Annotated in this window: 23 protein-coding genes; 11 read left to right on the top strand and 12 right to left on the bottom strand. The window is 43.9% G+C overall.

All coding sequences use genetic code 11. The features are described from left to right. Positions 1-175: 175 nt before the first annotated feature. Positions 176-328, bottom strand: a complete 153-nt coding sequence (locus G9F75_RS00340) for a hypothetical protein (protein ID WP_004393059.1) — start codon at positions 326-328, stop codon at positions 176-178. A 133-nt stretch (positions 329-461) separates the two neighbouring features. On the opposite strand from G9F75_RS00340, the gene G9F75_RS00335 reads away from it, so the two are divergent. Beyond that, complete coding sequence (locus G9F75_RS00335) at positions 462-947, top strand: spore coat protein (protein WP_029973031.1); 486 nt, start codon at positions 462-464, stop codon at positions 945-947. 37 nt (positions 948-984) lie between these two features. Here G9F75_RS00335 and G9F75_RS00330 read toward each other — a convergent pair whose 3' ends face one another. Next, a complete protein-coding gene (locus G9F75_RS00330) occupies positions 985-1356 on the bottom strand; it encodes a winged helix-turn-helix transcriptional regulator (protein WP_007615010.1) in 372 nt (123 codons plus the stop codon). Positions 1357-1562: 206 nt separating this feature from the next. Here G9F75_RS00330 and G9F75_RS00325 point away from each other — a divergent pair, with 206 nt between their 5' ends. The 5 genes from G9F75_RS00325 (at position 1563) to G9F75_RS00305 (ending at position 7721) form a co-directional block, all read left to right on the top strand. Then, positions 1563-2492, top strand: a complete 930-nt coding sequence (locus G9F75_RS00325) for a manganese-dependent inorganic pyrophosphatase (protein WP_095060445.1) — start codon at positions 1563-1565, stop codon at positions 2490-2492. 183 nt (positions 2493-2675) lie between these two features. Further along, on the top strand, positions 2676-3593 hold the full coding sequence (locus G9F75_RS00320) for a DMT family transporter (protein ID WP_311689431.1): 918 nt from the start codon (positions 2676-2678) through the stop codon (positions 3591-3593). Between the two features lie 346 nt (positions 3594-3939). Further along, a complete protein-coding gene (locus G9F75_RS00315) occupies positions 3940-5361 on the top strand; it encodes a glycoside hydrolase family 68 protein (protein WP_014419358.1) in 1422 nt (473 codons plus the stop codon). Positions 5362-5434: 73 nt separating this feature from the next. Continuing rightward, positions 5435-6979, top strand: a complete 1545-nt coding sequence (locus tag G9F75_RS00310) for a glycoside hydrolase family 32 protein (RefSeq protein WP_109567349.1) — start codon at positions 5435-5437, stop codon at positions 6977-6979. Between the two features lie 79 nt (positions 6980-7058). Next, complete coding sequence (locus G9F75_RS00305; RefSeq protein ID WP_014419360.1) at positions 7059-7721, top strand: GntR family transcriptional regulator; 663 nt, start codon at positions 7059-7061, stop codon at positions 7719-7721. 77 nt (positions 7722-7798) lie between these two features. Here G9F75_RS00305 and G9F75_RS00300 read toward each other — a convergent pair whose 3' ends face one another. Together G9F75_RS00300 and G9F75_RS00295 are read right to left on the bottom strand one after the other, a co-directional pair. Then, positions 7799-8308 (bottom strand): DinB family protein, encoded by a 510-nt coding sequence (locus G9F75_RS00300; protein WP_014419361.1) that lies wholly within the window; start codon positions 8306-8308, stop codon positions 7799-7801. 50 nt (positions 8309-8358) lie between these two features. Beyond that, the gene (locus G9F75_RS00295; RefSeq protein ID WP_053285275.1) at positions 8359-9576 is read right to left on the bottom strand and encodes an MFS transporter; all 1218 of its coding nucleotides are present in this window, start codon (positions 9574-9576) and stop codon (positions 8359-8361) included. A gap of 159 nt (positions 9577-9735) precedes the next feature. Between G9F75_RS00295 and G9F75_RS00290 the strand changes: the two genes are divergently transcribed. Continuing rightward, complete coding sequence (locus G9F75_RS00290; RefSeq protein WP_021494614.1) at positions 9736-10641, top strand: DMT family transporter; 906 nt, start codon at positions 9736-9738, stop codon at positions 10639-10641. A 63-nt stretch (positions 10642-10704) separates the two neighbouring features. Continuing rightward, entirely contained in the window at positions 10705-11106 is a 402-nt protein-coding gene (locus tag G9F75_RS00285) for a MerR family transcriptional regulator (RefSeq protein WP_021494613.1), read from the top strand. A 60-nt stretch (positions 11107-11166) separates the two neighbouring features. On the opposite strand, the gene G9F75_RS00280 is transcribed toward G9F75_RS00285, so the two are convergent. Further along, entirely contained in the window at positions 11167-12039 is an 873-nt protein-coding gene (locus G9F75_RS00280) for a LysR family transcriptional regulator (RefSeq protein ID WP_160216678.1), read from the bottom strand. Positions 12040-12167: 128 nt separating this feature from the next. Between G9F75_RS00280 and G9F75_RS00275 the strand changes: the two genes are divergently transcribed. Next, complete coding sequence (locus G9F75_RS00275; protein ID WP_058906494.1) at positions 12168-12746, top strand: LysE family translocator; 579 nt, start codon at positions 12168-12170, stop codon at positions 12744-12746. 18 nt (positions 12747-12764) lie between these two features. On the opposite strand, the gene G9F75_RS00270 is transcribed toward G9F75_RS00275, so the two are convergent. From G9F75_RS00270 to G9F75_RS00240, 7 genes are all read right to left on the bottom strand, one after another. Then, entirely contained in the window at positions 12765-13988 is a 1224-nt protein-coding gene (locus G9F75_RS00270) for an MFS transporter (protein WP_167408861.1), read from the bottom strand. Positions 13989-13992: 4 nt separating this feature from the next. Further along, positions 13993-14877 carry a LysR family transcriptional regulator gene (locus G9F75_RS00265; protein WP_021494609.1) on the bottom strand — a complete coding sequence of 295 codons (885 nt, stop codon included), beginning with the start codon at positions 14875-14877 and terminating at the stop codon, positions 13993-13995. A gap of 159 nt (positions 14878-15036) precedes the next feature. Further along, entirely contained in the window at positions 15037-15402 is a 366-nt protein-coding gene (locus tag G9F75_RS00260) for a DUF1304 domain-containing protein (protein ID WP_025650101.1), read from the bottom strand. A 30-nt stretch (positions 15403-15432) separates the two neighbouring features. Beyond that, positions 15433-16071, bottom strand: coding sequence for a nitroreductase family protein (locus G9F75_RS00255; RefSeq protein ID WP_014419365.1), 639 nt, complete (start codon positions 16069-16071; stop codon positions 15433-15435). Positions 16072-16084: 13 nt separating this feature from the next. Continuing rightward, positions 16085-16546: a MarR family winged helix-turn-helix transcriptional regulator gene (locus G9F75_RS00250; protein ID WP_014722085.1), complete on the bottom strand. Its 462-nt coding sequence runs from the start codon at positions 16544-16546 to the stop codon at positions 16085-16087. A 111-nt stretch (positions 16547-16657) separates the two neighbouring features. Next, a complete protein-coding gene (locus G9F75_RS00245; protein ID WP_012118921.1) occupies positions 16658-17536 on the bottom strand; it encodes a YitT family protein in 879 nt (292 codons plus the stop codon). A gap of 168 nt (positions 17537-17704) precedes the next feature. Then, positions 17705-18157 (bottom strand): MarR family winged helix-turn-helix transcriptional regulator, encoded by a 453-nt coding sequence (locus G9F75_RS00240; protein ID WP_029973037.1) that lies wholly within the window; start codon positions 18155-18157, stop codon positions 17705-17707. Positions 18158-18278: 121 nt separating this feature from the next. Between G9F75_RS00240 and G9F75_RS00235 the strand changes: the two genes are divergently transcribed. Together G9F75_RS00235 and G9F75_RS00230 are read left to right on the top strand one after the other, a co-directional pair. After that, on the top strand, positions 18279-18710 hold the full coding sequence (locus tag G9F75_RS00235) for a GNAT family N-acetyltransferase (RefSeq protein ID WP_061861715.1): 432 nt from the start codon (positions 18279-18281) through the stop codon (positions 18708-18710). A 335-nt stretch (positions 18711-19045) separates the two neighbouring features. After that, positions 19046-19912: a DUF1259 domain-containing protein gene (locus tag G9F75_RS00230; RefSeq protein ID WP_021494606.1), complete on the top strand. Its 867-nt coding sequence runs from the start codon at positions 19046-19048 to the stop codon at positions 19910-19912. Positions 19913-20074: the final 162 nt, after the last annotated feature.

Genomic DNA, 20074 nt, shown 5'->3' with positions numbered 1-20074 from the left:
TTGACGCCGCAATGTCTCTTTCAAGACCTGAATTTTCCATAAACTCTCCAAAATACACGTATATATTTTAACATAAGTCGAAATCGCAAGTAAAATGAGCGCGGACAGCCGCAATGTTCCATGTGAAACATGAAAACAGACAAACGGACATCCCAGTGAAAGAATGCCCGTTGTATCAGTGATCCTGATCATCCATGAAACCAGAAGTATCTCTGTTTTTCTTTTTGGTTTTTCGTACATATAACAAGACGATAACGATAAGTAAGAGAGTGGTCGCCTGCAAAACCCCGCTGCTGAAAAGGAAGAAGTTCTTTATCATGTCCCACATATAGTTTCACCTCTATTTCGTATTTCCTTTACATTGAGTTTCCCTTTCTGGAAACTTCAAAACATCAGGAACAACATCGGGACCGGGGCATATGCTGAAAGTGAAAATGAAGGATAAAGGAGATTCTTACACCATGACTGAGCGGAGAACATTAGCATGGCATGAAACGTTAGAACTGCATGAGTTAGTAGCTTTCCAGGCAAACGGACTTGTGAAATTAAAAAGAACAGAGCGGGACGTAAACGATGCCAGATTAAAACAGCTTTACAGATTTTCCATCCATTCGCTGGAACAAAATCTGCGTGAACTGCTTCCTTTCTTCCCTGAAGCTCCCGCTTTTCGTGAGGATGAAACAGAAGAGCGCGCTGATTCCTCCTTTTACAGCGGCGGCCTGCTGATCATGGCCAAAACGTCTGTCCGCAATTACGCCGTAGCCATTACAGAGACGGCCACACCTCAATTAAGACACGTCTTCGTCAAGCACTTAAACGCGGCCATCAAGTGGCATCAAATGGTCTTTGAGTATATGGAAGAACGCGGACAATATCCGGCTTATAACCTGAGCGAATTGCTGAAGAATGACGTGCGCAACGCCAGAAAGGCCATCGCGATGAAATAAAAAAAAAGCAGCAAGGAATTTAATCCTTTGCTGCTTCTTATTTTTGAGCGGATTGATCTTGAGGAGACGTTTTTTCGCGGTATGCCTCGAGAAACTCCCGGTTGGCATCTCCCCATTTCTTCATTTGCAAAACGATCGGTTCCAGCGACCTGCCGAATTCGGTGAGTGAATACTCCACCTTTGGAGGCACCTGCTGATATACCTCGCGATGCACGATGCCGTCCGCCTCGAGCTCGCGAAGCTGAAGCGTCAGCATACGCTGCGTAATGCTGGGGCAAATGCGCCGAAACTCATTAAACCGCTTTTTTCCGCCGATCATATGATAAAACAAAATACCCTTCCACTTTCCGCCGATAACGGAAAGCGTCAGTTCAACCGGACAACCTTCTTTATTCGGATATATGTTCATTTTTCATCCTCCATAGTACCTTTTTTGATACTATATGCTGATTAGCATCTGACTTACCCAGTATTTTACTCGCAACCCTCCCCAACTCTCAACAAAAATGCTTCTTTTTCACATCAATTTTTAAGGTTTTGAAGATTACACCCTCCTCAAGACGTGTTAAACTATAAAAAGATTGTTTACACTACAAAAAAGGACAAGGAGTTATTATGGAAAAAATTCTTATTTTCGGACATCAAAACCCAGACACAGATACCATTTGCTCTGCCATTGCCTACGCTGATCTAAAAAATAAACTCGGCTTCAATGCTGAGCCCGTCCGCCTCGGGCAAGTCAACGGCGAAACACAATACGCGCTTGATTATTTCAAGCAGGAAAGCCCGCGTTTGGTGGAAACAGCCGCAAACGAAGTAAACGGCGTCATCCTTGTTGACCACAATGAACGCCAGCAAAGCATCAAGGATATCGAAGACGTTCAGGTTCTTGAAGTTATCGACCACCACCGTATCGCCAACTTCGAAACAGCGGAACCTCTTTACTACCGTGCTGAGCCGGTCGGCTGTACGGCTACAATTTTAAACAAAATGTACAAAGAAAATAACGTGAAAATCGAGAAAGAAATTGCGGGCCTCATGCTGTCAGCAATCATTTCCGACTCTCTGTTATTTAAATCTCCGACTTGCACGGAGCAAGATATCGCAGCGGCAAAAGAGCTTGCTGAAATTGCCGGCGTAGATGCGGAAGAGTACGGCTTAAACATGCTGAAAGCGGGCGCCGACTTAAGCAAAAAAACGGTGGAAGAACTGATTTCTCTTGATGCGAAAGAGTTCACGCTCGGCAGCAAAAAAGTCGAAATCGCCCAAGTCAACACAGTTGATATTGAAGAAGTGAAAAAGCGGCAGCTGGAATTAGAAGCGGCCCTTTCAAAAGTAATTGCTGAGAAGAACCTTGACCTGTTCCTTCTCGTGATTACGGATATTCTGGAAAACGATTCCCTTGCGCTTGCCATCGGTGATCAAGCGTCAAAAGTGGAAAAAGCATTCAACGTGACTTTAGAAAACAACACGGCTCTTTTAAAAGGCGTCGTATCCAGAAAGAAACAAGTCGTTCCTGTTTTAACAGACGCGATTGCAGAATAACCAAAACACCCCGGAAACCCGCCGGGGTGTTTTTTTATTGCTCATTCATCAGACGGCCGTTTCGTAAGCGCTTTCTCCGAAAATCATTTTGACGGAATTTGATATACAATATATAATATATCACATGAAAGGCGTTCGTTTACCTAATTATTGTAAGTCAATATCACAACATCAGAATCGGGGGTGTCTATCCTGGAAAAACACGCTGCTCTTTCTTATTCACGAACAACAGGCATTTGGCTTGTGCTGACAGGAGCTATCTTATGGGGGGTCTCGGGAACGGTTGCCCAGTATCTGTTCCAGCACCGCCATTTTAATACAGAATGGCTGACTTCAGTGCGCCTTCTGGTGTCAGGGGCGCTTCTGCTCGGCATCGCGTACCGCAAAGAAAAAGGACGGATATGGGCTGTTTGGAAAGACAGACGGGACAGAATTCCCCTTCTTTTATTCGGGGTTTTCGGAATGTTAGGCGTTCAATACACCTACTTCGCGGCAATTGAGTACGGCAACGCGGCCGCTGCTACCGTTCTTCAGTATTTAGGGCCAGCGATCATTACATGCTTTTTAGCGATTCGCGCAAAGAGAATACCTTCAGCAAAAGAGCTTCTCGCCGTCTTATTGGCGGTTGCCGGCACATTCATTTTGGTCACGCACGGGAATGTCGGAAGCCTGTCCATATCCGGTCTGGCTGTCTTTTGGGGCATCAGTTCGGCGTTTGCACTGGCGTTTTACACCCTTCAGCCGCATCGTCTGCTGAAGAAATGGGGATCGGCCATTATTGTCGGATGGGGCATGCTGATCGGCGGAGCCGCCCTCAGCTTGATCCGCCCGCCCTGGAAATTTGAAGGCGAGTGGTCCTTGCCGGCATATGCCGCGATTGTGTTTATCATCATTTTCGGAACGCTCATCGCTTTTTATTGCTACTTGGAAAGCCTGAAATATCTGAGTGCCTCTGAAACCAGCCTGCTCGCCTGTGCGGAGCCGCTGTCGGCAGCTTTTTTAGCTGTTATCTGGCTGCATGTTCCCTTCGGAATATCAGAATGGCTGGGTACTTTGCTGATTTTAGCCACCATCGCTTTATTATCTATCAAGAAAAAATAGCCTCTCTTTTTTAGAGAGGTTTTTTCCTAGGCTCAGAGCACACCTTAGTCTCAATTACCCATAAATTAAAAGGTCTTTTTTCATTTTACTATCATCCAAAAGAGGAAAATAGACCAGTTGTCAATAGAATCAGACTCTAATAGAATGATGTCGACAAGTAAATCATGCAGGATTGTTACTGATAAAGCAGGCAAGACCTAAAATGTGTTAAGGGCAAAGTGTATTCTTTGGCGTCACCCCTTACATATTTTAGGTCTTTTTTCTGTAACAAACCTGCCATCCATGGATGCAGGAGGATCGAATCGGCAGATCGCAAAAAAAGGTACATACAAAAGGAGACATGAACATGAACATCAAAAAATTTGCAAAACAAGCCACAGTTCTAACTTTTACGACTGCACTTCTGGCAGGGGGAGCGACTCAAGCCTTCGCGAAAGAAAATACCCAAAAACCTTACAAAGAAACGTACGGCGTCTCTCATATCACACGCCATGATATGCTGCAGATCCCTAAACAGCAGCAAAGTGAAAAATACCAAGTGCCTCAATTCGACCAATCAACCATTAAAAATATCGAGTCCGCGAAAGGACTGGATGTGTGGGACAGCTGGCCGCTCCAAAACGCTGACGGAACAGTAGCTGAATACAACGGCTATCACGTCGTGTTTGCTTTAGCGGGAAGCCCGAAAGACGCTGATGACACATCCATCTACATGTTTTATCAAAAAGTCGGCGACAACTCGATCGACAGCTGGAAAAACGCGGGCCGTGTCTTTAAAGACAGCGATAAGTTCGACGCCAACGATGAAATCCTGAAAGAACAGACACAAGAATGGTCCGGTTCTGCAACCTTTACATCTGACGGAAAAATCCGTTTATTCTACACTGACTTTTCCGGTACACATTACGGTAAACAAAGCCTGACAACGGCGCAGGTAAATGTGTCAAAATCTGATGACACGCTCAAGATCAACGGAGTGGAAGATCATAAAACGATTTTTGACGGTGACGGAAAAACATATCAAAACGTTCAGCAGTTTATCGATGAAGGGAACTATACATCCGGCGACAACCACACGCTGAGAGACCCTCACTACGTTGAAGACAAAGGCCATAAATACCTTGTATTCGAAGCCAACACGGGAACAGATAACGGATACCAAGGCGAAGAATCTTTATTTAACAAAGCGTACTACGGCGGCAGCACAAACTTCTTCCGTAAAGAAAGTCAGAAGCTTCAGCAAAGTGCTAAAAAACGCGATGCTGAATTAGCGAACGGCGCCCTCGGTATCGTAGAGTTAAACGATGACTACACATTGAAAAAAGTCATGAAGCCGCTGATCACTTCAAACACGGTAACTGATGAAATCGAGCGCGCGAATGTTTTCAAAATGAACGGCAAATGGTACCTGTTCACTGATTCACGCGGTTCAAAAATGACGATCGACGGTATTAACTCAAACGATATTTACATGCTTGGTTATGTATCAAACTCTTTAACAGGTCCTTACAAGCCGCTGAACAAAACTGGTCTTGTACTGCAAATGGGTCTTGATCCTAACGATGTGACGTTCACTTACTCTCACTTCGCAGTGCCGCAAGCCAAAGGCAACAATGTCGTGATCACAAGCTACATGACAAACAGAGGCTTCTTTGAGGATAAAAAGGCAACATTTGCGCCAAGCTTCTTATTGAACATCAAAAACAAGAAAACATCCGTTGTCAAAAACAGTATCCTTGAACAAGGACAGCTTACGGTTAACAACTAATAACAACAAAAAGAAAATGCCGATACTTCATTGGCATTTTCTTTTATTTCTCAACAAGATGGTGAATTCAATCATGGTACGAAAATGGCCCATTGTAATATTGATCTTTTTGGGTGCGTTCCTGTTTGTCGGCTTACTGCCGAACAAAACCCACAATTCCTCTGACACAAACACGGAGCATAAGAAGGATTACCGGGCGGCGTATCATTTTACGACCCCGGACAAATGGAAAAACGACCCTCAAAAGCCCATTTTTTTCGAGGGGAAATATCATTACTACTATCTTTATAATCGGGATTACCCGAACGGCAACGGCACAGAATGGCGGCACGCCGTATCAGAGGACTTGGTGCACTGGACGGACGAAGGCACGGCTATTCCGAAATACACCAACGAAAACGGCGATATCTGGTCCGGTTCTGTCGTCATTGATAAACACAACACCGCGGGCTTCGGCAAAAACGCGCTGGTCGCCGTCACAACGCAGCCGACAGCCAAAACAAAAGCCCAGGAACAATATTTATGGTACAGCACGGATAAAGGAAAAACGTTTACTTCCTATAGTGATCAGCCCGTGATGAAAAACCCGGGAACTAAGGATTTCAGGGACCCGAAAGTGATCTGGGATGAACAGGATGACAAATGGGTGATGGCCATGGCCGAAGGCGAAAAAATCGGTTTTTATGAATCACCCGATTTGAAAAATTGGACATACACGGGCGGTTTTATCACTCAGCAGATCGGCCTCGTCGAATGCCCCGACCTTTATATGATGCGTGCAGATGACGGAACAGCCAAGTGGGTTCTAGGCGTAAGCGCAAACGGCAAACCCGCAGGCAAACCGAATACGTATGCGTATTGGACCGGAAACTTTGACGGGAAGGAATTTACCGCCGATCAAGAAGAACCGCAATGGCTCGATTACGGCTTTGACTGGTACGGCGGCGTCACATTTGAGGACGGTAAAAGCGAAGATCCGCTGACAAAACGCTATGCGCTGGCATGGATGAACAATTGGGATTATCCGAATGAAACACCGACACTAAAAAACGGCTTTAACGGCACGGATTCTATCGTCCGTGAAATCCGCCTTCAGCAGCAGGACGGCGGCACATACAGCCTTGTGTCAGAGCCGGTTGAAGCATTGAACCAATTAACCTCTTCAACTGACAGCATAGAACACAAACAGGTGAACGGTTCAGAGACACTGCCGATCAAAGGTGATACATATCAGCTTGATATGGATATCGCTTGGTCAGATATCAAAAATGCAGGCGTCAGACTCAGAGAATCGGCAGACCAAAGTCGGCATATTGATGTCGGTATTTCAGCAGAAGGCGGCTACGCCTATGTGAACAGATCGTTTACAGGCCAGCCTGATAAAACCGGCGCATACGCCGAAAGCAAAGCCCCATTTGACGGAAACAAAGGGCGCGTCCATCTGAAAATTCTCGTAGACAAAACAAGTATTGAAGTATTTGCAGACGACGGAAAAACCGTTCTGACAAATGAAGTGTTCCCAAAACACGAAGATCAGGGAATCACGCTCTTTTCTGAAGGCGGCTCCGCTGACTTTCAGCATATTGAGATGAAGCATCTCGGTTCGATTCATTCTTAGACGTCCCTCTTCATTTCTAACCAGCGCCCGGACTGTGGTAAAATGCAAATATGTATACTACGATTCATGAGGTGTTCCATTGGATAATCAAAACAAAGAACCTGTGCTGAAAAGAACCATCATGCGGGACGAAGTGTATCGCACACTCAGAAACTGGATCATAACGGGCAAGCTCAAACCGGAAACAAAGTTAAAGGACAAGGATTTGTCGGAAACATTGGGAATCAGCCGCACCCCGATACGGGAAGCCTTATTGCGGCTGGAAGATGACGGCTTGGTGATAACAAAAGCGAACAGATGGACGCTTGTCGCTCCGATTGAGTTAAAAGAAGCGGAAAACTTGTATTCCATCGTCTGGACGCTTGAAAAACTCGCATTGCAGCAAGCTCTCCCGCATGTGGACGATGCCGTGATTCAGGAATTGAAACAGCTGAATGAAAATCTTCTTCAAATGATGAAAGACGGCGATAAACTGGCCACCCTGGAAGCGGACAATGCATTTCACCATCGCATCATTCTGCTTGCGGACAACGCCGAACTTCACAAATTGCTAGTAAGCCTGAAAGTCAAAATTCAGAGAATGGAAATCCGCTATTTCAGTGAAAACGGCGCTTTAAACAGATCATATAATGAACATTCTGATATCATTCACGCATTAGAACAGCAAGATGCCGCCGCTGCTTTTACAGCGCTTGAAGCGAATTGGAAAAACAGTTTAGAACGGCTGCAGAACATGGCATAGCAAACGAAAAAGCCAAATCACTTATATGATTTGGCTTTTTTACTGATATCACAAGACAGCCGCGTTGGCTGTCTTGTTTACTTTTTGTTTATATATAAATAAATACCGTAATCCGTAGGCACAGAAGCATACCCCATCTGTCTGAGCATGGCTGTTATATTCCCGCGATGATACGTTCCGTGGTTCACAACATGGAGGATCATATCGGCCGCTGCGGTTTTCATGATGTCACCTGACGGATGCTCTATTTCAAGGGGGAGACTGATATTTTCTTCCTTTTGCAAAAATAATTGATACCGGTCTGATAATTCCGAGAACATATCTTCCAGCTCTTCTATCTCTTTAGACAAGATGTCCTCTTTTTGCTGTTCAGCTGATTTCAGCGTATCCTCCAGACGCTCTCCGGAGAACACATCAAACCACCCCTTATCCGACAGATACACATGAGTCAATACACCGGCTATCGACGGAAAGACACTTTGAATCTCCTTACGATACACATCCTCCGGAAGCTCTTTAAGCCGGGTGAATATTTGCTGATTTGCCCAAAGATGATAATCATACAATTTCAGTGCCAGATGTCCCACATTACCCTCTCCTCTCTCGATATAGAACGTACGTTCCTAATTATACTACACTACATGCGGCTTTGTACCATCTTCTTCATTCGCAGCTGAGAAAATCCGATAAAAGCCGAAATTAATAAGAGGAGGCCTGCGCCAATATAAATAAACCGCACGCCGAATACATCCGAGATAACCCCCGTTCCGATAATGGAAAACATAAAAATGAACTGAACTAAAGCTGATCTCGCCGCTAATATATTGACCCTTGTCTTTTCGGTCGTGATGTTTTGAAGTAATGTTTCCTGCGTGAGATCTCGTAATACACAAGCCGGCCCCATACACAGCACCAGAAAAAGGGCCGTAACGGCGCTTGTGATCAACCCATAAATAAACGTGAACATTCCATATGCCAAAGCTCCCGTCAACATAAGCGGAATGAGATGATGCTGAAACTTACCGGATAGCTTATAGATGATCAGTCCGCCGATCATCGTCCCTGCATAATAGACTCCGTTGACATACCCCCACCAAGCCTCTCCTTTATGAAGGACGTCATGCACATAAGTTAAGGACACAGACCCGATCCATATCATGCCTGCCCACGATTCGATCACATCCATCACAATGAGAACCCTGAGCTGTTTTTGCTGAAATAAATACACCCAGCCGCTTGCCGCATCTGCAAAAAGGGAACGTTCCCTGACTGCTGCCGGCGCACACATGCGTACTTGAAGAAACAGAATGATGCCCAAAAGCGAAGAAACCAATAACATGACAGTGACGATCATTGTATCGCTCTCTCCCAAGAAGGCTATGATGACGCCGCCGAGAGACCACCCCGCAAACTGAACGGTTTGATCCGCCGCAGATAATAAACCGTTCGCTTTCGCCCTTCGATCAGGAGGAATGATTTCCCCAATCAGCGCGCTTTTTATCGGAGCAAACCATCCGTTGCAAAAAGAGATGCCTCCGATCAGACAAAACAGCAGAAAAAAGAATGCGGATGAACCGGTTTGGATGACAAAAAACAAACAGACTAACAGTGTGATCTGTATCAATTGAGAACTGATTAACAAAGACCGAAGCGTGAACCGGCCGGTGACCAGCGGCAAAACGGCGCTGCCCAATACGCGACATACAATGCTGACGAACGTCATAAGAGAGGCCATCGCCGTCGAACCGGTTTTTGTAAACAAAAACAAGATGACAGCCATCGTATAAAGTGAGAACCCCAAGTTGATAGCGGTCTGGCTGTATAAAATAGCATAATACGCTCTCTTCATATTCATCCTCAGCAACCTCACTCCCTGATTATGTAAATCATACCATATTTGCTGATCAGCTTTTTTTAAAAAAACAGATTGACATGGAGTCCACTCCATCTATTAGGCTTTATTAGCAGAAAGAAGACTTTCAGCAAATAACAATTAAGAAGGATGGAGTGACACATGTTTAAAATCATCAGTGCGATTATCATTGTTACGTTCGTGTGGGGGTATTTGTGGGTGCCCACCAAAATCGGACTCGGTTATATTTCACCGTTTTTCTTTACGGCCCTGCGGCTTTTTACAGGAGCTCTGCCATTGTTCCTTATACAAATCTTGCGTCAAAAAGACTGGATTCCGGCCAAAAGAGACTGGAAAAAGCTGATAACGATGAGTTTGTTTATGTGCCTGGGGTATTACGGACTTTCAACATTCGGCATGCAATATGTCAATTCAGGTCTGGCTTCCGTTCTTGTCTATACGATGCCGATTATCGTCAGCGCTTTGGCGCACTTTTTTTTACAAGAAAGACTGACGGTAAATAAGATTATCGGTCTGTTTATCGGCTTGGCCGGTTTGCTGGTCATTATCGGCCCGCAATGGTCTGATATGGAAGGAAGCCATACATTATTTGGGGAATTGACGATTATTCTTGCGGCTTTCTTTTGGGCATGCGCTAATATTTACAGCAAAAAAACATTTTCCGGCTATGACACATTAAAGATGACTTTCTGGCAGATGCTGATAGGCGGACTCATGCTGCTGGTCATATCGGCTGTCAAAGAGCCGATCATGCAAACCAACTGGTCAGCTCCTTTAATATGGTCACTGCTGTATGCTGGATTAATGGGCTCAGCCGTTGCCTTTGTATTGTGGTTTTGGATACTGCAGCATATTGATGCTTCGATCGCTTCCATCGCATTGATGGCCGTGCCGATACTTGGTTTATTTTTCGGGTGGCTCCAGCTGCACGAGCCACTGACTGCAAACATTATTTACGGAGCAGTGTTTGTCTGTCTCGGTATTTTCTTTGCTTCAGTGAAATTGCGCATCCGAAAACCGAAAAACGAGATAAAGAAATCAGCTTAGGGAAAAATACAACAAAAAACTCTTACACCATCGTATAAGAGCGGAGATTGAAAAGAGGCTGTTATGTACACAATCGGACAAGTATCAAAAATATCGGGCTTTTCCATTGATACCCTTCGTTATTATGAAAAAATCGGCTTGCTTCCCCCGCCGCAAAGAAAAGAAAGCGGTGTGCGCATTTACTTTCAAAAAGACATCGACACACTATCTTTTTTGCGATGCTTAAAAAAGACGGGGCTCTCTGTTGAAGAGATGACTGAATTCATTCACGCCAGAGGCTTTGCTCTCGCTCATAAAACCCCTATGACCGAAGAATATGCAGCTTCCGTCAAAACGAAGGTGGAAATCTTAACGAAACACGTCAGCAAGCTGGAAAAACAGCTGACCGACATCGAAAATGTCATTTCTTTAACGAAAAAGAAAATCGGCACTTATCATGATATTTTGAGTCAGATGAAAGAGTAAATGATGTACAGAATTTCGGACAAAAACAAGAGCCGATGCGCGCAGGCATCGGCTTTCAAATTAACCTATCATCTCAAGAACAAGGGACACAAAAGCTTCAGCGGCCGGAAGCTGCCATTTTTTCTTTTTGACCAGCATATGAGAATAAAGCCGCTCGAACGGCTCAGACTGCTGAAGAATTTTCAGCTTCCCCGCTTTTACCTCTTCTTTTACCGTAATATAAGGTAAAACGGAGAAACCGAGTCCGCTCATCACCGTCTGCTTAATGGCCTCTATGCTCCACAGTTCCATTGTTTGTAAATGACTGATATCATGTTTGACGAGAAATCGTTCAAACATAGTCCGATAGCTGCATCCTTCTTCATTTGTAATAAAAAAATGCTTGCCGCTTTGTTGATAGTCGTCAAAATGTTCCGGTGCGTCACTGCCCGCCACGAGGACGATGCGTTCCTCCAATAAAGAATAATGTATGCATTTTTCCATTTGTATCTCCGGATACACCATAAATGCAATATCCACACGGCCGCTTACTAATTCCACCTGATTCTGTCCGCATGTTCCGTTGCTCAATATGATATTGACGTTCGGATACTTCATGGAATATTCCCTGATAATCGGCCCCAGTCTGGAAATGGTCAAAGACTCCGGCGCCGCAATTTTTAAAACGCCCTTAACCTCGTGAGTGCTTTGCATATTTTTGATCTTGTCATGGGCGGAAAGTAAATCCTCGGCTAACGGTATCAGCTCTCTTCCTAAAGGCGTCAGCTTCAAACGCCTTTTTTCGTACGTAAATAATGCGCCGCCGATCTCCTGTTCAAGCGCTTGAATATGAGTCGTAATCGTCGATTGCGTATATCCCAGCTTCACCGCCGCTCCTGTATAGCTTCCCTTATCTACAATGGCCTGAAATGTAATAAGATGTCTGATCTCCATACGATTTCACCTCTACTGAATGTATCGAAAAAATCAATAATGCGATTTTATTTTTCAATTTTATTTATACCTATTCTTATCATACAATAAAAAACGGCTCCATCACATTAGCAAATGAAGGTGATTTAATGAGTATCATAGCTTTTCTTTCTTATGTCCTGATGACATCTATTACACCCGGGCCGAGCAATATTTTAATGATGAATGAAGCGCGCAGAGCCGGCTTTATCGGTTCATGGCGTTTTAACGGCGGAATCCTGACGGGATTTGCAGTGCTCGGCATTCTCAGCGGTCTGTTTACAATGAGTGTTTATCATTGGATTCCCGTCGTGGAACCTTACTTTAAAATTGCCGGAGCCGTCTACTTGCTCTATTTGGCCTGGCAGTTTTCTCTTCCCAAAACATCAAAAGGCGATTCTGAAAAAACCCGCTCGTCTTTTCTATCGGGATTTCTGTTTCAAATGATCAATATAAAAAGTATTTTATTCTTTTTAACGTTGATGAGTGCTTTTATATTGCCGTTTCAGCACACGTACCCATTGATTACGTTCTGGCTCGCCTCGGCTATTCTCCTGGGCTGGGCGGCTCTACTGCTGTGGTCGGCGTTCGGCTCTGTTTTTAAACATCTCTTTGAGAAACACGATAAAGCGTTTCGGATCGTGATGTGTCTGCTGCTCATTTATTCTGCGGTAAGCATTTATCTGTAATTCAAAAAAGATAAACGCCTATTGGTGTTTATCTTTTTTCGTTTGAATCAATGTGATTGTTTGTTTTGTCAATAAACCCAACCAGATTGAAACGGAGGCCGAAACGGCTGAAAGCACCGTGATCATGGCGACAATACCGTTCCACCCGAATTGGTGATAGAATGCACCGCTTGCAGTCCCCCCGGTGCTTCCTCCGACATAATAGGAAAACAAATATACTGCGGCGGCCTGCGCCTTATCACGGCCGGCCAGTTCGCCAACCCAGCTGCTGGAGATCGAATGGCCAGCAAAAAAACCGAATGTGAAAATCGCAACTCCTAAAATCATGATCCGTATATCAGTGAATAAAGTAATGCAGACACCAATCATGACAATCGCTAATGAGAGCGGCAGGATTTTTCTTTTGCCGTATTTGTCTGCTAACATGCCCATCCACGTTGAACTGAACGTACCGACAAGATATACGAGAAAAATAAAGCCGACTGCCGTTTGGCTAAGTGAATAAGGCGGCTTCATCAATTGAAAGCCGATATAGTTATATAAAGATACAAATCCGGCTTCCAATAAAAAACCGATAATCAAAAGACAGACGAAACCGGGCGTCTTGCACTGACGGCAAAATGAGATGAGAATTTGCTTTCCATTATATGAGCGGGATGTAAAATGAGAAGAAGAAGGAAGTACCTTCCAAAAAATAGTGCTTGCCAGCAAACTTATGATGCCGATTGTCAGCAAAGCCGTATGCCAGCTGAAGACATCCGTCAGAAAGCCGCTGATGATACGCCCCGTCATGCCGCCAATCGAATTGCCGCTGATATACAGCCCCATTGCCATCCCTAAGCTTTCCGGCTCGATTTCCTCAGCCAAATAAGCCATTGCCGCTGCCGGAAGCCCCGCTAATGCGACTCCCTGAAGCGCCCTGCAAACGACAAGCAGCTGAAAATTCGAAACAAATCCTGAGAGAACGGCCAGTACGGATGCAGCAATTAATGATACGCCCATTATCTTCTTCCGCCCGTACATTTCTGATATAAAACCGGCGAATAACAGACTGATGGCCAAAGCAATCGTTGTAGCAGATTGGCTTAAGCTTGAGACCGCCGGTGACAGGTGAAAATCATTTGCGATGTCAGGCAGCAGCGGCTGCGTTCCCCAAAGGATGGTAAACGTGCAGAATCCGCCTGCAAACAAAGCGAAGTTCACCTTTTTAAATTGGCGTGTGCCGCGGCGAATGTAAGCCATTTGTTTACCCCTTTCTGTTAAGCCGTGTTTGAATAAACGCTATAAAATTCTCCGCTGCCGGTGATAAATAGCCGTCTTTTCTCCAGGCCAAACCAATCTCTCTTTCACAAACAGGATTTGTGACGCTAAGCAGTTTGACCTTTCGTTTATCAAAAACGTGCAAGTCAGGGATAAGAGACACCCCTAATTTCGCGCCGACTAACCCGGACGCTGTCACAATATCCTCTCCTTCGAATACGACATCCGGTGAAAATCCGGCTTTTTCACACAACTCTTTAATCATGCCATGAAGAACATTCGTATCTTTAAAAGAGATAAACGGTTCATGCTCCGCCATTTTCAAATCAATTTCATCATATGAAGCGAGCGGATGTTCAGCAGAAACGGCTAAGTATAACTCTTCTGTTAAAAGCGGATGACAGATCACCTCTTCGTTTTCATCACGAAGCGAAGTCAATGCGATGTCCACTTCTCTTGACGTTAATTGCTCGATAATCTGCTGATTTGATGCTTGGGTCAACTGAAAATTGACATGAGGATACATGTGTTGAAACGAACTGATCATGTCCGGAACCATACTCATTCCAAGCGATGGCAAAAAAGATAACAATATTGTGCCGTTGTTGGGATGGATTTCATTCCACACTTCTTGCTTACCGATTTCAATTTGTCTGATAGATTGTTCCACACGATGCAAAAACAATTTCCCGTACCGATTCAAATAAATATTTCTGCCTCTGCGATCAAAAAGCTGAACGCCCAGCTCATCTTCAAGCTTTGAAATAGAACGGCTGAGAGCGGGCTGAGATATAGACAGCTGTTTCGCTGCCTGTGTGATATGCTGCACTTGCGCCACTATCTGAAAATAATTAATCTGATGCCAATCCATTGATTGCCCCCGCTGATTTGTTATTTTCATTTATCATACGTTACCCAATCTATAACTTCTAATTGTTAGTTTGCATGAAAGTGATGCATATAAGGAATGTTTTTCAAAACGGAAATAAAAAAGAGGGCTCCCATTCCGGAAGCCCTCACTCCGTTCTGCCTACGCCAATAAAAGAAAAATAAGCGCTAAAACAGCCGGAAGTCCTTGTTTTACGATAATTGATTTGTTTGAAGTAAAGCCTCCGAAAATGGCCGCGATGACCACACAGATGACGAAAAACATTTGAATCATATGGCCCACCGGATCAGCGAGGATCAGCCCCCAAATGAGACCGGCAGCCAGAAATCCATTATACAGACCTTGATTTGCAAACATGACCGCCACATTCCGGTCACCTTCTAAATGCTTCGGCAATTTGAAGGACCGCTTAGCTGCCTTCGAATTGATAAAAAACATTTCAAGTATCATGATAAATACATGTTCTAAAGCTACAATTCCGACGAAAACAGCCGCAATCATGTCCACTGTCCCTCTCCCCTCAGCTTCACTTCAACCTTATTTCCATTGTGCGATTGTTTCGATAGGAAGACGGTAGGAAGCATATCCTTCGTCTGCCGCTTTTCCGATTGATAACAGCATGACCGGTACATAACGCTCTTTATCCATTCCGAAAACCTCGGCAATCTTTTCTTTATCGTAGCCGCCGATCGGGTTTGTGTCATAGCCGTGCGCGCGTGCCGTAAGCATCAGCTGCATGGAAACGAGGCCTCCGTCGATCAGAATCGTTTCACGGTTCACTTGCTCCGGAAGTTTTTCAAAGTGCGCCGTCAACGCAGCGATTTGTCTGTCTTTTACTTCCTGCGGCATGTAGCCCAGTTCGACCGCTTTCGAATAGATTTCTTCTAAATAGTCATCATTGTTCATATCTGCGAAAACCGCGATCACCGCAGATGATGTGCTGACTTGTGTTTGGTTAAAGCTGGCAAGCGGCGCGAGTTTTTCTTTTCCTTCAGGGCTGTCAATGACAAGAAAACGCCACGGCTGCGCGTTGACTGAAGACGGTGCTGTCGTTGCTTCTTCCAGAATTTGAGTCATTTCTTCTTTGCTGATTTTAACAGCCGGATCGTAATTCCGAATGGAACGGCGGCCTTTCATAATGTCCATAAAGTCGTTTGTTTTCAGTTCTGTTTTCATGTGTAATACACTCCTATGCTTTCATATTTTCTATATTATTCTGCATCTGCGACAATACGTTTTTTAACATACTGCGTTCTTCCTCGCTGACACCGGCAAGCATTTCCTTTATGAAACGCTCCTTCTCCTTTTTGGAAGCCTCAATTCTCTCCCGCCCCTGATCAGTAAGCCGGACAAGTATAATTCGGTTGTCCTCGGGCTTCCGCCTTCTTGTGACCATTTCTTTGGCTTCAAGCTGTTTCAAGTGTCTTGTCACGGCTGCGCCATCAATATTCACCTTTTTCTGAAGATCGCTTTGGCTGATCTCGTCGACGTAAAAAAGCACGGCGAGAAGCTCAAGGCGGGATTGGCTGATTCCGGTGCACGCTTCAAACTTCGTGCCGATCACTTTGTGCAGTGATTGGAGCTGATATAAAATCTCGCCTTCCTCTGAACAACATGCTGTCAAAACCCATCCCCACTTTCTTTTGCGCAATTAATTGACTAGTCAATGTTTGATATATCAACAATATACAGCCGCCATTCTTTTTTTGCAAGTTTTTTCTCCTTTTTTAAAAAAAGCTGCCGGTTAACGGCAGCTCTCTACTTAATGATTATGGACTTTTCTGAAATTACTGCCTTTTACTTCTGCGACATCATATACCGTCACAAAGGCTTGTTTATCAATGTCATTAATAATTTCCTTCAGTTTGGTTTCTTCCAAACGGTTGATGACACATGTGATTTCTTGGAATTTTTCATGAGAAAAACCGCCGTATGCTTCTTTATAAGTAGCGCTCCGGCCCAATTCTTCACGAATGGTCTCTACCATTAATGCAGGCTCATTGGTGATAATCTGAAATGTTTTAGAACCGCTTAAGCCTTCCTCAACCACATGAATCACCTTAGATGCAATGTAGTAAGCAATGACCGAAAGCAATGCGCCTTGCAGCCCAAATACAAAAGAAACAAAAATAAACACAAACATGTTTAAAAATAAAATGAGGTCGCTCGTGCCAAACGGCAATTTCCGTGACAGAAGCACAGCCAGCATATCAATTCCATCTAATGCGCCGCCGTTGCGCAATGCCAATCCCATTCCAAAGCCGAGAATAATCCCGCCGACAACGGTGATTAACAGGGTGTCTCCCTCGATGATAGCCGGTGTGTGGTGGAAAAAACTCGTGCCCGCGGCAAGTGAGACAATACCGATAATTGATAGAAACGCAAAACCTTTCCCGATTTGCTTATATCCTAACCAGACAAACGGTATATTGATCACCGCAATTAAGATCCCAAGAGGCAAATGAAACAGCTGTGAACCGACAATGCTGAGTCCGGTTACACCGCCGTCAGATACACTATTCGGAATCAATACGGTTTCCAGTCCATACGCGGCAATAATTCCGCCGATGATGACCATGATGGCCCGTACGATTGATTTCACTCTGAATTTCTTACGTCTTTGTTTTTCGATTGTACTCATATCATTCCCCGCTTCAATTATTTTTTCTTATTTAAATATACCATAATTGATACTTTTCGTTAAAAATAAGCCTATCGGCTATGTTGAAGCAGGAACCGAGGAAGGAGATTTCACAGATAACGTATCCATTTATGACTTTAATCATTCACCAAAAGGAATTAATAACCATCAATAATCTCTTTTATTCCCCTTCTTCACATATTCCCAATCATGTTCTATATTTTTTCTCACCCGCTGAAGAAGTCCGAAAATGGTTTCTTTTTCCTCAGATGTAAAGCCGGACAGGGCTACCTCCGCAGAATGCTCTCCTTCTCTTTGCAATAACGGATAAACCTTTCTCCCTTTTTCAGTCGGGAACAGTTTTTTTATTTTTTTATTTTGATCATCAGGACGCTTTTCAATAAACCCTTGTATTTCCAATTTTTTGATTGCCCTCGCCGCTGTTGTTCGGTCAACTTTAATCATTTCCGCCACTTTTTCCTGTATCACTCCCGGGTTTTCACATATACGCACAAGATAGAGATACTGCCCTTTTGTTAAGTCTAATTCCTTAAATTCAATATTGCTGATGGAATCCAATGCCCGTGCGATCATGCCGATTTCCCGCAAAATATCAGTCATATCTTTTTCAAACCCTTCATGTTTTTGTTGCATTTGCAATATAATTGTTTTATCGTTACTTCTATAAGAACACAAGCAAGCCGTGCAGTCCAGACTAACATGTGAAAAGGATTGGTTGATCATGCAGATAAAAAGGATAACAACGGAAATTGATTTACAAGCAGCGCTTGAGATTAGAAAAGCAGTATTCATTGAGGAACAGCAAGTACCTGAATCCGATGAATTTGACCAGTTCGATACGCTTGAGGATCAGTGCGGGCATGTCTTGGTTTATCATGAAAATCAGCCTGCCGGCACAGGACGCGTCCGCATCGTAAACCATACAGGCAAGCTCGAACGAATCTGCATCCTGAAGCCTTACCGCAAATACGGGTTGGGCAAAGTCATCATAAGCGAATTAGAAAACATGGTAAAAGAAAAAGGCATCACCCAATGTAAACTGCATGGACAAACACATGCGGAAGGCTTTTATCACAAACTAGGCTATCAGACAGATTCACCGGAATTTATGGAAGACGGCATCCCGCATGTCTTGATGACAAAAGAGCTGTGAGCTGTCACTGAATGAGCAGCCAAACGGCTGTATGAATTATTTACCGAAAGCCTTGTATAAAGGCTTTTTTTCTTAGCCTGAACGCCTTAAAAAAATCAAACCCAGGATAAAACTACCAATTTATAGTGTTTTCATTTCTTAAATAGTCCGATCAAAAGCTTTTAATCTATTAAAAATTAACAGTTAAAGAGATTATAAAAAGGGAATGAAATCCTGAATTATGCAAGAAAGGCTGATTCTCTCTAATATGGACTGCTGACGCGTTACATTCTTTCTATCTTCACATATCTTTAATACTAAGTACGTTATAAATAGATTCCAGGAGGAGATATGAAGTGGAAGAAACGAGTATGGAGCCATCACGGCTCTGCAAAGAATTTGCTAGAATTCTCAATTCAACGCCCAGTGTCGTAAATGGCGTATGTACGGCGACAAGATTTCGAAGCAACATTCATCCGGTGGTACTCGGAAGAAGAGCCGAGGCATTTCCTTTTATTCCTCAGGCCTTTTCATTTGAAAGCATGGATCGGGAAGGCAGAGCTTTATGTTTAGGTGAGACTGTTTTACTGCAAGAAGAAGTGAACCCGTTAATGAGTGAGCTGCGCAAATTCGGTATCATCGTAACTGCCGTTCATAACCATTGGCTGTTCGATAAACCGCGTCTGATGTTTATGCATTTTGAATCAATTGATAAACCTCTCAATTTTGCAAGAAAAGTGAGAGAGGCCCTGAGAGTTCTAACTACTAAAACTGTGCGTGCGGTACCAAAAACTGACGGGGAAATGATTGAACGGCATGGTCTTTGTGACGAATTCAACGATATTCTAGGCGGAACCATGCATACGTTTGAAAATGGAATTTGTACAGTAATGAGATCCCGAACGAATATAAAACCAGTAGTACTGGGACGGCCCGGAAGATCATTTTTGCTCATTCCGCAAATGTTTTCATTTGAATCAATGACAAAAGACGGCCGTGCTCTTTGCAGCGGAGAAACTGTAATTCTGCAAAAAGAAATCAATCCATTTATCAGCGTCCTTCGGAAACATGATCTGACTGTAACGTCACTTCACAATCACTGGCTGTTTGATAAACCGAGACTGATGTATATTCATTTCGAATCGATTGATAAACCTGTCAACTTCGCCTTAAAAGTGAGAGATGCTTTAAGAGTGCTTACTGATAAAGAGGTCAAAGCTTAGCATGTTTTGAAGTATCAAAAAGCGATTAAAATAATCGCTTTTACATATGATCAACCGAAAACAAAAAAGATTTACTCTTCAAAAACCAAGCCTATGTGCCTCTAGGAAAGACATAACCATACAGATTGAAGTTTGAATAAAACAAGGAGAGCAGAGGTTAGC

Source organism: Bacillus sp. EKM208B, from assembly GCF_011800725.1.
GTDB lineage: Bacteria > Bacillota > Bacilli > Bacillales > Bacillaceae > Bacillus > Bacillus velezensis.
The sequence above is the reverse complement of the archived record's forward strand: the minus strand, read 5'-3'. Positions and strand labels throughout refer to the sequence as shown.

What these genes read in the sequence shown, in the direction of transcription:
- G9F75_RS00340 (WP_004393059.1), bottom strand. Translation starts at nt 328, where the DNA reads ATGTGGGACATGATAAAGAACTTCTTCCTTTTCAGCAGCGGGGTTTTG.
- G9F75_RS00335 (WP_029973031.1), top strand. Translation starts at nt 462, where the DNA reads ATGACTGAGCGGAGAACATTAGCATGGCATGAAACGTTAGAACTGCAT.
- G9F75_RS00330 (WP_007615010.1), bottom strand. Translation starts at nt 1,356, where the DNA reads ATGAACATATATCCGAATAAAGAAGGTTGTCCGGTTGAACTGACGCTT.
- G9F75_RS00325 (WP_095060445.1), top strand. Translation starts at nt 1,563, where the DNA reads ATGGAAAAAATTCTTATTTTCGGACATCAAAACCCAGACACAGATACC.
- G9F75_RS00315 (WP_014419358.1), top strand. Translation starts at nt 3,940, where the DNA reads ATGAACATCAAAAAATTTGCAAAACAAGCCACAGTTCTAACTTTTACG.
- G9F75_RS00310 (WP_109567349.1), top strand. Translation starts at nt 5,435, where the DNA reads ATGGTACGAAAATGGCCCATTGTAATATTGATCTTTTTGGGTGCGTTC.
- G9F75_RS00295 (WP_053285275.1), bottom strand. Translation starts at nt 9,576, where the DNA reads ATGAATATGAAGAGAGCGTATTATGCTATTTTATACAGCCAGACCGCT.
- G9F75_RS00290 (WP_021494614.1), top strand. Translation starts at nt 9,736, where the DNA reads ATGTTTAAAATCATCAGTGCGATTATCATTGTTACGTTCGTGTGGGGG.
- G9F75_RS00285 (WP_021494613.1), top strand. Translation starts at nt 10,705, where the DNA reads ATGTACACAATCGGACAAGTATCAAAAATATCGGGCTTTTCCATTGAT.
- G9F75_RS00280 (WP_160216678.1), bottom strand. Translation starts at nt 12,039, where the DNA reads ATGGAGATCAGACATCTTATTACATTTCAGGCCATTGTAGATAAGGGA.
- G9F75_RS00275 (WP_058906494.1), top strand. Translation starts at nt 12,168, where the DNA reads ATGAGTATCATAGCTTTTCTTTCTTATGTCCTGATGACATCTATTACA.
- G9F75_RS00270 (WP_167408861.1), bottom strand. Translation starts at nt 13,988, where the DNA reads ATGGCTTACATTCGCCGCGGCACACGCCAATTTAAAAAGGTGAACTTC.
- G9F75_RS00265 (WP_021494609.1), bottom strand. Translation starts at nt 14,877, where the DNA reads ATGGATTGGCATCAGATTAATTATTTTCAGATAGTGGCGCAAGTGCAG.
- G9F75_RS00255 (WP_014419365.1), bottom strand. Translation starts at nt 16,071, where the DNA reads ATGAAAACAGAACTGAAAACAAACGACTTTATGGACATTATGAAAGGC.
- G9F75_RS00245 (WP_012118921.1), bottom strand. Translation starts at nt 17,536, where the DNA reads ATGAGTACAATCGAAAAACAAAGACGTAAGAAATTCAGAGTGAAATCA.
- G9F75_RS00240 (WP_029973037.1), bottom strand. Translation starts at nt 18,157, where the DNA reads ATGACTGATATTTTGCGGGAAATCGGCATGATCGCACGGGCATTGGAT.
- G9F75_RS00235 (WP_061861715.1), top strand. Translation starts at nt 18,279, where the DNA reads ATGCAGATAAAAAGGATAACAACGGAAATTGATTTACAAGCAGCGCTT.